Raw genomic sequence first — 9688 nt, forward strand, 5'->3', positions numbered from 1 at the left:
GTGGTCTCGATCGGATCGATCGAGCTCGACGTTCCCGTCGTGCTCGCGCCCATGGCGGGAGTCACGAACACGGCATTCCGGAGGCTGTGCCGTGAGTACGGTGCTGGCCTGTACGTGTGCGAGATGATCACGGCGCGTGCGCTGCTCGAACGCAACGAGGAAACGATGCGTCTCATTTCGCATCACCCGTCGGAGACACCGAGGAGCGTGCAGCTCTACAGCGTTGACGCGAAAACCGCCGGCGCCGCCGCCCGCATGATCGCCGAGGAGAACCTGGCCGATCACATCGACTTGAATTTCGGCTGCCCCGTACCGAAGGTCACAAGGCGAGGGGGAGGAAGCGCTCTGCCGTGGAAGCGCGAACTCTTCGAAGCGATCGTCAGTGCCACGGTTCGAGGAGCAGGTGATCTGCCGGTGACCGTGAAGATGCGCAAGGGCATCGACGAAGACCATCTCACCTACCTCGAGGCCGGCCTCGTCGCTCAGAATGTCGGTGCGAAGGCCGTGACGCTGCACGGTCGCACGACCGAAGACAACTATTCGGGCCGGGCCGACTGGGGCGCGATCGCAAAGCTCAAGGAGACCGTGACGGGCATCCCGGTCTTCGGCAACGGCGATATCTGGCAGGCCGAGGACGCGCTCGCCATGACGGAGCAGACCGGTGTCGACGGCGTCGTCGTCGGCCGTGGCTGCCTGGGCCGCCCGTGGTTGTTCGGCGACCTCGCCAACGCCATGCACGGAAGCGACGAACGCTATCGACCAGGGCTTGCTGAAGTTGCCACTGCTTTTCGCCGTCACGCGGAACTCCTGATCGAGTTCTTCGGGGAGGAAGACCGCGGATGCCGCGACCTGCGTAAGCACGTGTCCTGGTACTTCAAGGGCTACGGGATAGGGGGAGAAGCACGTCGGCGGCTCTCATCCATCTCTTCGCTGCAGGAGCTCGACGAGGTGCTCGCGACGCTCGACCGATCACTCGGCTACGACGCGGCAGGCGTCGAGGGGCAGCGCGGCCGCGCCGGGTCCGCACGTCGACCCGTCCTGCCCGAGTTCTGGCTCGACAGCCGCGAGCTCAGCAGCGAACAACGAACCCACCTGATCGAGGATGCAAGTGACACAACCGGTGGATGACGTCATGACCGGCTTCGACCGGGAGCGGTGGATGCCGGAGACGCACTCGTCGAACCGCAGCGACTTCGCGCGGGATCGAGCCCGCGCGATCCACGCCAGCGCCCTTCGCAAACTCTCGCAGAAGACCCAGGTGGTCTCGCCTACGACAGGGCTCGAGTTCGCGCGGTCGAGACTCACGCACTCGCTCGAGGTTGCGCAGATCGGCCGCGAGATCGCGGAGACACTCGGGCTCGAGTCTGACGTCGTCGACACTGCGTGCCTCGTGCACGATATCGGGCATCCGCCCTTCGGGCACAACGGCGAGAAAGCACTCAACATCTGGGCGAGCGACATCGGCGGGTTCGAGGGCAACGCTCAGACACTGCGGGTGATCACACGATTGGAGCCGAAGGTCGTCGGCGAGGACCGGCCGTACGGGCTGAACCTGACCCGGGCATCCGTCGACGCGTCGTGCAAATACCCGTGGCCCGACACGCGTGAAGTGCTGGACCCGTCGGGCCGCGTCAAGTTCGGCTTCTATGCGGACGACGTCGACGCGTTCACCTGGGTGCGGGAGGGCGCGCCCGCCGAGCAACGATGCATCGAGGCAGAGGTCATGGATCTCGCAGACGACATCGCATACTCGGTGCACGACTTCGAAGACGCGATCGTCAACGGTTTCGTCGACACCCGGCAGCTCGCCACCCGCGTCAACCACGAGGAACTCGTCGACAGGATGCTCGAGTGGGTGGGCGCGGAGTTCAGCAGAGACGAGCTGGTTGCCGCGTTCGACCGTCTCGATGACCTCGAAACCTGGATTTCGTCGTTCGACGACTCGCGTCGGGATCAGGCGCAGCTGAAGAACCTGACGTCGAAGCTCATCGGCCGCTTCGCCGTCGCCTCCGCGCACGCGACGCGAGAAGAGCATCCCGGCCCGCTGGGCAGGTTCTCGGGCAGCGTCGTCGTGCCTCGCTCGGTGCAGGCCGAGATCGCGGTGCTGAAGGGCACCGTGAGCGCCTTCGTCATGTCGGTTGCGGAACGGCAGCCGCTGTATCGAGAGCAGCGGCAGCTCATGATCGAACTGTGCGAGGGATTACTGGAGCGCGGCCCGTCCTCGTTGGACAGCGCGTTCGCGGACGACTGGCGTTCGGCGTCTTCGGACACGGACCGGAAACGTGTCGTCGTCGACCAGGTAGCATCGCTAACGGACCGTGCTGCGGTCGCACGACATCGGGAAATGGTGGGGTAGTTGGCAGGCAGGATTCGTCGGGAGGACATCGACGAGCTGCGCAACCGCGTCAATATCGTCGATGTCGTTTCGCAGTACGTAACGCTCAAGCGAGCCGGAGTCGGCTCGATGAAGGGGCTGTGCCCGTTCCACGACGAGCGTACGCCGAGCTTCCACGTACGCCCGGCCGTTGGCCGTTATCACTGCTTCGGTTGCGGCGAAGACGGAGACGTCTTCCAATTCGTCATGTCGATGGACCACACGACGTTCGTCGAGACGGTCGAGCGCTTCGCGTCGCAGATCGGCTTCTCGCTCCGCTACGAAGAGGGTCATGCCCCGAAGGAAGACGGCGTCAACCGTGCTCGCCTGCTGGCGGCGAACACCGACGCGGCAGAGTTCTTCCAGCAGCAGTTGCTCACCGATCAGGCGGCGCCGGGGCAGGCGTTTCTCGGGGAGCGAGGCTTCGACCTCGAAGCAGCCCGCAGGTTCGGCGTCGGCTACGCGCCGCCCGGGTTCGAGTCGCTCAGAAATCACCTGCGAGGTAGGGGCTACTCGGATGAGGAGCTCGTCACGGCGGGTCTGCTTTCGGAAGGGCAACGCGGCCCGTACGACAGGTTCCGCGGTCGTCTCGTGTGGCCCATCCGCGATGTGACGGGAGCGACGGTCGGGTTCGGCGCACGCAAGCTGACAGAAGACGACAAGGGCCCGAAGTACTTGAACACGCCGGAGACGCCCGTGTTCCACAAATCGAAGGTGCTGTACGGTCTCGACCTCGCGAAGCGAGCTATTTCGCGGGGAAGGGAAGCCGTCATCGTCGAGGGATACACCGACGTCATGGCCTGTCACCTCGCCGGCGTTGAGACGGCGATCGCCACGTGCGGAACGGCGTTCGGCGGTGACCACGCGAAGCTGCTGCGCCGCGTGCTCGGCGATGTATCGACCTCCGACACACGATCGCTCGGTCGCGTGATATTCACTTTCGACCCTGACGAAGCCGGTCAGCAGGCCGCTTCTCGCGCCTTCCAGGAGGAGCATCGCTTCGCAGCGCAGACGTATGTCGCCGTGGCTCCCGATGGGATGGACCCCTGTGACCTGCGTATTCGGCGTGGCGACCACGCGGTGCGGAGCCTTGTGAAGAGCCCCAGACCCATGTTCGAGTTCATGCTGCAGCGAGTCGTCGACGAACACGACCTCGAGACCGTTGAGGGCAGGGTGCAGGCGACTCGTGCTGCGGGGCCGATTCTGGCGCGCATCCGCGATCGTGCACTCTCCGACGGGTACGTGCGCACGGTTGCCGGCTGGCTCGGCGTCGACCCGGTCGAGGTGCAGCGGCAGGTACGCGCGGATCGACGAGACACCGCGAGCGAGCTCGAGCCCGTGCAGCGGCCGCAGGCGCAGCTCTCCAATGATCCCGCCACCAGGTTGGAACGCGAGGCGATCATCGTCATGCTGCAACAGGGAGAGCTGCTGCCGACGGATCTGGCCCAGCGCGCGGTCATCAGCCACGTTGCGAATCCGTCGCTGGAGATCGTGCGCGACGGGATGCTCGTCAACATCGATCGGATCGCCGGGCGCGAGTTCGTCGATGCGGTCGCCGCCGCTGTTCCAGAGGGCATGGTGGGGCTGGTGCGCGAGCTTTCGATGTCGCCCATCAATACGAACGAGAAGGGGCTCGAGAGGTACTCGATCGGTGCCGTGAAGGCTCTCGTGCAGCGCGACATGCTGCGGGAGAAGGCGAACCTGCAGTCGCAGGCGATGCGGATGCGCGCTAAGGATCCCGACGCGGCTCGCGAGCTCGACCTCCAGGTATCCGCGCTGGAGACCGAACGCCGCCGCCTCATCGAGGAGTGATCTTCCCAGCCCCCTCATACCTCCAGGCCGTGCCAACTTCTCGGTCGCCAGACGATGAGAGGGCCTGTGTGCGGCGTGTCGTCGCCCAGCGACCGAGAAGTTGGCGAAGCTGGCGGGAAAATTTGGTGTCAGCCACGGCTACAAAAGTGGAAGGCTTGACAGCAGCCCGTGAATGAGGTCGGCGAACGTCGCATTCCAATGGACGCGAAACAGGTGTGAAGTGCTAAGAAGCACGATGCGCATGGTGCCCTCAGGCTCTTCTTTCTGGGGAGCAAAAGTGTCCATGTGAGTGGTCTGTGTCGGCTCGGAATCGTGGTAAGCTAGCTGGCGTTGCATTTCGCACATTCCCCGATAGCTCAATTGGCAGAGCAGCCGGCTGTTAACCGGCAGGTTGTTGGTTCGAGTCCAACTCGGGGAGCAAGATAAGGGCCCACATTGGGTCCTTTTTCTTTGCCAGAATGCGGGTTTATCGGGGTCGGCTCTGATGGCGCAGAAGTAGTCGAGAGAAGGCCCCTTGGGAGCCTCCTATTTGCACTTCTTTCGACTGTTTTCAACTCACTCCCCGGTACGGGTGTCCACTATTCGTCGGGGAGCAGCTTGAGTGCCGTGGCGGGGATCGGGCAGCGCTGCTAGCGTCGAACCATGGCCGACGCAGTGAACCCGCTCATCCCCGCGGGATACGACATCCTTTGGACGAGCGTGGCCGTGCTGCACATTGCGGTCGTCGTCGCGGCCATCGTATCGATCGTCAGGCACGCCAAGCACCTGGATACGCCCGCCTATGTCCTCTGGATCCTGGCCGTCTTGGCGATGCCCGTCATCGGGGTGGCACTGTGGTTCGCCTTCGGCTGCCCGAAAGTTCGGGAATCACTCTCGCCTACTGCGTGAGCGCTCGACCGTTGCTCGGCCGGCAGATGAACGGGGCATTGAGTCGAACGGTGGATGCGGAACAGGGAGCGCCTACGAGGAACGAGGGCGCCCGTAACGGATCGGGCGAACGACTGTCATTCGCGTTTCGGGATGCTCGAACATCTCGATAGGGGTCTCGTAGACCTCGCTCAGGAGCTCGCCAGATAGCACTTCACCGGGCGTTCCAACAGCGCGAATCCGACCCTTGTCCATGAGTGCGATGCGGTCGCTCCAGTGGACAGCCGAGTCGAGGTCGTGCGAAACGACGATAACGCTCGACCCTTGAGACGCGAGATCTCGGGCGATGTGCATGACCTGCTCCTGATGCCGAACATCCAGTGCGGCCGCCGGCTCATCCAGCAGCACGACCGGCGTCGTCTGCGCCAGCACGCGGGCGATCGACATTCGCGACGACTCACCGCCAGAGAGCGTCAGAACGTCTCGGAACGCGAGGTGCGTTACCTCAACCGCATGCATGGCCTCATCGATGATCTCTTCGTCCCGCTGCTGATGCTCTGTTCCGTGCCACGGTGTGCGCCCCATCTTCACGACCTCGTGAACGCGGAAGGCGAATCCGACCGTCGGCCGTTGTTCGAGAACAGACCGTTCTCGGGCGCGCTGCTTCATCGAGGTCGATCGCAAAGGACGGTCGAACAGGGTTACGTCACCCGCATCGGGTGAGCGGTCACCCGCGAGAACGGCGAGCAGGGTCGATTTTCCGGCGCCGTTGGGGCCGATGAGTGAAAGCACTTCTCCGGGAGCTACGCCGAGCGTGACGTCGTCGAGGACCGTCTTTTCACCGAACTTCACCGAGACGCCCTGCGCTTCGAGCACGGTATTCGTCATGGCATCCTCCCGCGGTTCGAGCCGAACATCCTGTACAGCAGCAGGAGGAACAGGGGAGCGCCGATCGCCGATGTCAGCATTCCGATAGGAAGGTCTGTCAGCGGCATCAGCGTTCGCGCTCCAAGATCGGCGAGCGTCACCAGAAGCGCGCCTCCCAGCATGGAAAGCGGCAGCACGAACTTGTGGCTCGGGCCTACGAGCAATCGAATCGCGTGCGGGACGATGAGCCCGACGAAGCCGATGATGCCGGCGAATGCGACGGCCGCGCCGGTCAGCAGCGAAACGATGACGATTGTCGCGATGCGGATGAGTGGCACGCGAAGCCCGACGTGGCTCGCTGCGCGATCGCCGAGCGCGAGCACATCCAGGGGTCGAATCAGCGGCAGGGCTGCTACGAGCCCTACGCAAACGAACAGGGTCGTGATCCAAACGCTCGTCCAGGTCGTGCCCGCTATGGAGCCGAGCTGCCAGAACACGACGGCGTCGCGAGCAGCCGTGGGTGCGACGAGGAAGATGAAGGCCGTCACAGCTCCTGCGAGCGCATTGATGGCGATACCGACCAGCAGCAGTGAAATGGCGCGCTGTGCAGGTATTCGCTGCGCGACGGACCATACGAGCAAGGCGGTTCCGAGTCCGAACACGAATGCGAACGCCGGAGTCGTCAGCATGCCGAACGTGGATGCCCCGATCACGATGCTGATGGCGGCACCGACGGAAGCACCCGAGGTGATGCCGATGACGCCGGGCTCGGCGAGCGGATTGCCGAAGAGGCTCTGCGTCAGAGCACCGGCGACGCCCAGCGCTGCTCCCACGACAACACCCATGACCATGCGGGGGAAACGGACGTTCCAGAGCGTTCTGTCGACAACCTCCGTCTCCTCCGTCGTGGGGAAAAGGCTGGGGGAGAGCGCGCGTCCGAAGGATCCGATGGCGTCGGAGATCGTTGCGGAGAACTGTCCGACGCTCGCCGACACGATGACCGCCGTCAGCAGCGTGGCCAGTAGGCCGAGGCCCACCAGCCATGCGGTGCGTGCTCTGTGGTCTCTCCTCACTGGCCGAGGTATATGGCGTCTGCGAGCGCCCGGAGCGCCTGCGGATAGTTGGGGCCGAAAGAAATCAGCTGGGCATCGGGTGCCGAGACGACGCGCTGGTTGATGCCAGCGGTTGTCTGGGCGACGCCCGGTCGTTCCGTAAGGCCATCGAGGCCACCAGTTGACTCGAGACCATCGTGCATCATCATGAAGAGCTCAGGGTCGATCGTGACGAGGGACTCGGCGTTGGCGGGAACGGTTTCGCCCGCTCCGATGGCTTCCGCTACATGCTCTCCGCCAAGGTCTTCGATGAGCCCCTTCGCGGCGCTTTCGCCACCGAAGAGGAAGAAGATCCCGGCCGTGCCACGCACGTAGAGAACCGCCATGCGCAAAGGTTCGTCGAGCTCGGCCGTGAGCTGCGAGATGTATTCGCGGGTTTCATCGAGCTGCTCGTTCGTCTGCTCGATCAGCTGCTCACCGGCCTCGACGGTGCCGGTTGCCTCGGCGATCATGCGTATCTGCTCGTCGATGAGGTCTGCGCGCCGGTCCGGGTCGAGCACGACGACGGCGACGCCGGCTTCGCGCAGTACGTTCTGCGTATTCGCGGGGCCCAGGGTCGTGTCGAGGAGCACAAGAGTCGGTCGTTCCTGCAGAACCGCTTCCGGACTCACCGCGTGGGCTCCGCTCGTGACAAGCGGTGCGTCCTCGATCGAGGGGTCGGTGTCGGAAACGCTGCGTCCGACCACGTTCTCGCTGAGCCCCAGCCCGACGATGGTTTGGCTGATCGTGCCGTAAATGTCGAGCGTGACAATACGGTCGACCGACTCGACCGTGACTTCGACTCCGTCGTCGCCGGTCACGGTGGCGGGCAGGGAAACCTCCGGGTCGGATGCGACTGGCTCGATAGCGCCCAGCTCGCGAGCCTCGGTGAGGCCGGTCAGTGAACGCGGGTCTGGTACATCAAGCATCGCCTCGGGGGTTGTCTCGGTCTGCTCTTCGACAGTGGGGGATGCGGGAGTCTCGTCGGGCGCTGCTTCGCTCGCGCATCCGACGGTCAGAGCGATAATCGCCGTAACGGCAACGGCCCGTAGTGAACGAGTGCGGGTGATTCTCATGTGTTGTTTCGCTTACCGATCGAGAGGTTTGAGTGTGGTGTAGTCAGTGTTGTGGGGCGGGCGACTTGCGCCACCCGCCCCTCACAGCGATGGCCGTCGTTAGCTGCGACGACGCTGAGCCACGGCGATACCGCGAGCACCGAGCGCCACAAGCGCGGCCGCGAATGCGATCAGCGCGAGGGCTGGCGATTCGAAGCCGGTCTGGGCAAGACCTTCGCCGCTTGGATTCACCGCATCGTTGCACGGCACTTCATTGCCGAGCGTCAGCGAGAACGACACGGGGTCGAGCTCCTCGCCGGCTTCGTAGAAGCCTGCGAATGCCGACGCCCCGTCGCCTGTCAACGTCGCACCCGCGCCGGATACGCTGAACGCGTCGGCCGTCAGCGATGCTCCCGAAATGTTGACGTTCGCGAAACGAACGTTCGTCAGATCGGACGAGTTGCCCTCCATGTCATTCGAGACGACGTCAGCGTAGACGGATGCCTGCGATGACGAGTGGATCACGAGTCGAACGTTCGAGATCTTCGTGTCGAGAACACCGTCGTGACCCGTGAAGTGGACGGTGCCGGGAAGCGAGACCTCGCCGAGCATGTCGTTGGCGTTGAGCTGGCCGTTGCCGCTCCAACGGAAGATCCCGTCGCCGGTGCGCTCGACACCGCTTACGTTGACCTCGCCCTGTGCGATGCCACCCTCGATGTAGTTGCGGAACGATTCGCGGAGGCCCCAATCGAGCGATCCGTCGACTTCGTGAGCAACACAGGTCTCCGAGCTGCCGCCGTTGTTGGTGTTGCTGCCGGCATTGTTGCTGTCGCCGTTGTCGCCACCGGTGTTGTCGTTACCGTTACCATCGGGGTTCGTGACCTGTTGCGGTGAGCTGTTGAGCGTGAACGAATCGAACTCTTCACCGGCCTCGTAAAATCCGCCGAAAGCAGGCTCGCCGTCCGTGGTCAGCGTTGTGCTGTCCGAGGTGAACGAGTCTTCCGAGGAAGCTTGCGCGGCGAGTGGCCCGGTCGTTTGTTGCGAAGCATTTCCCGAACCGGCGCCGCCATCTGCGCTCCACTCACCGGAGTCGAAGGTCACGAGTTCCACATTGTCGTACGCGACCATCGGGCCCTCTGTGACGGTGTCGATGAATTCCTTGGACTCGACATCGGCGAAGATCGAACCGGAACCGTCGGTGTTCACGACGACGCGCGGGTTACTGATCTCGACGTGGAGGATGCTGCCGTGGCCGCTGAAGGTTACGGAACCCGTGAATTCGACCTCGGTCGGGTTCGATTCGCTGACGACTTCGCCGTCGCTCCAGACGAAGAGTCCGTTCACATTCTCCACGCCGTCGACGGTTATGTCGCCACCTGCGATCGGGCCGGTCACGTAGTTCTTGAACGACTCCTTGACGCCCCAGACCAGCTGCGACTCGTCGGAGGCGGTGTCGGGCACCTCGGGGTCAGTGGGTTCTTCGGGGTCGGTCGGGTCTTCCGGGTCGGTGGGATCGGTGGGTTCTTCCGGGTCGGTCGGGTCAGGATCGACGACTTCCTCAGCGAACCCGAGAGCAACCTTCGCGTCCAGCGTGCGATCCGCCATAGCGGTGTGGTTCGCAG

The 9688-nt window shown here is 64.0% G+C and carries 8 protein-coding genes and 1 tRNA gene; 5 read left to right on the plus strand and 4 right to left on the minus strand.

Features of this window, described 5'->3' with window-relative positions; all coding sequences use genetic code 11:
* The 5 genes from dusB (at nt 1) to Q0O95_RS06285 (ending at nt 5074) form a co-directional block, all read left to right on the plus strand.
* Nucleotides 1-1128, plus strand: coding sequence for a tRNA dihydrouridine synthase DusB (gene dusB / locus Q0O95_RS06265; protein ID WP_366516455.1), 1128 nt, complete (start codon nt 1-3; stop codon nt 1126-1128).
* A 4-nt stretch (nt 1129-1132) separates the two neighbouring features.
* Nucleotides 1133-2356: a deoxyguanosinetriphosphate triphosphohydrolase gene (locus tag Q0O95_RS06270; RefSeq protein WP_293696481.1), complete on the plus strand. Its 1224-nt coding sequence runs from the start codon at nt 1133-1135 to the stop codon at nt 2354-2356.
* Nucleotides 2357-4186 carry a DNA primase gene (gene dnaG, locus Q0O95_RS06275; protein WP_293696467.1) on the plus strand — a complete coding sequence of 610 codons (1830 nt, stop codon included), beginning with the start codon at nt 2357-2359 and terminating at the stop codon, nt 4184-4186. It abuts the gene before it with no gap.
* A 345-nt stretch (nt 4187-4531) separates the two neighbouring features.
* Nucleotides 4532-4604 (plus strand) — tRNA-Asn (locus Q0O95_RS06280).
* Between the two features lie 224 nt (nt 4605-4828).
* On the plus strand, nt 4829-5074 hold the full coding sequence (locus Q0O95_RS06285) for a PLDc N-terminal domain-containing protein (protein ID WP_293696469.1): 246 nt from the start codon (nt 4829-4831) through the stop codon (nt 5072-5074).
* 72 nt (nt 5075-5146) lie between these two features.
* Here the strand turns inward: Q0O95_RS06285 and Q0O95_RS06290 are convergent, their stop codons facing one another.
* The 4 genes from Q0O95_RS06290 to Q0O95_RS06305 all read right to left on the minus strand — a co-directional run.
* On the minus strand, nt 5147-5941 hold the full coding sequence (locus Q0O95_RS06290) for a heme ABC transporter ATP-binding protein (protein WP_293696471.1): 795 nt from the start codon (nt 5939-5941) through the stop codon (nt 5147-5149).
* The gene (locus tag Q0O95_RS06295; protein ID WP_293696473.1) at nt 5938-6993 is read right to left on the minus strand and encodes an iron ABC transporter permease; all 1056 of its coding nucleotides are present in this window, start codon (nt 6991-6993) and stop codon (nt 5938-5940) included. The genes Q0O95_RS06290 and Q0O95_RS06295 overlap by 4 nt, the downstream gene beginning before the upstream one ends.
* Nucleotides 6990-8087, minus strand: coding sequence for an ABC transporter substrate-binding protein (locus Q0O95_RS06300; RefSeq protein ID WP_293696475.1), 1098 nt, complete (start codon nt 8085-8087; stop codon nt 6990-6992). The genes Q0O95_RS06295 and Q0O95_RS06300 overlap by 4 nt, the downstream gene beginning before the upstream one ends.
* Before the next feature lie 99 nt (nt 8088-8186).
* Nucleotides 8187-9688: HtaA domain-containing protein (locus tag Q0O95_RS06305; protein WP_293696477.1), on the minus strand; the 1502-nt coding region annotated here is incomplete at its 5' end.

It is taken from the genome of uncultured Agrococcus sp., assembly GCF_945915485.1.
In the GTDB taxonomy this organism is placed as follows: domain Bacteria; phylum Actinomycetota; class Actinomycetes; order Actinomycetales; family Microbacteriaceae; genus Agrococcus.

Bases quoted from the DNA above. Each gene is read 5' to 3' on its own strand.
- Q0O95_RS06290 (WP_293696471.1), bottom strand. From the start codon at position 5,941: ATGACGAATACCGTGCTCGAAGCGCAGGGCGTCTCGGTGAAGTTCGGT.
- Q0O95_RS06285 (WP_293696469.1), top strand. From the start codon at position 4,829: ATGGCCGACGCAGTGAACCCGCTCATCCCCGCGGGATACGACATCCTT.
- Q0O95_RS06270 (WP_293696481.1), top strand. From the start codon at position 1,133: ATGACCGGCTTCGACCGGGAGCGGTGGATGCCGGAGACGCACTCGTCG.
- Q0O95_RS06300 (WP_293696475.1), bottom strand. From the start codon at position 8,087: ATGAGAATCACCCGCACTCGTTCACTACGGGCCGTTGCCGTTACGGCG.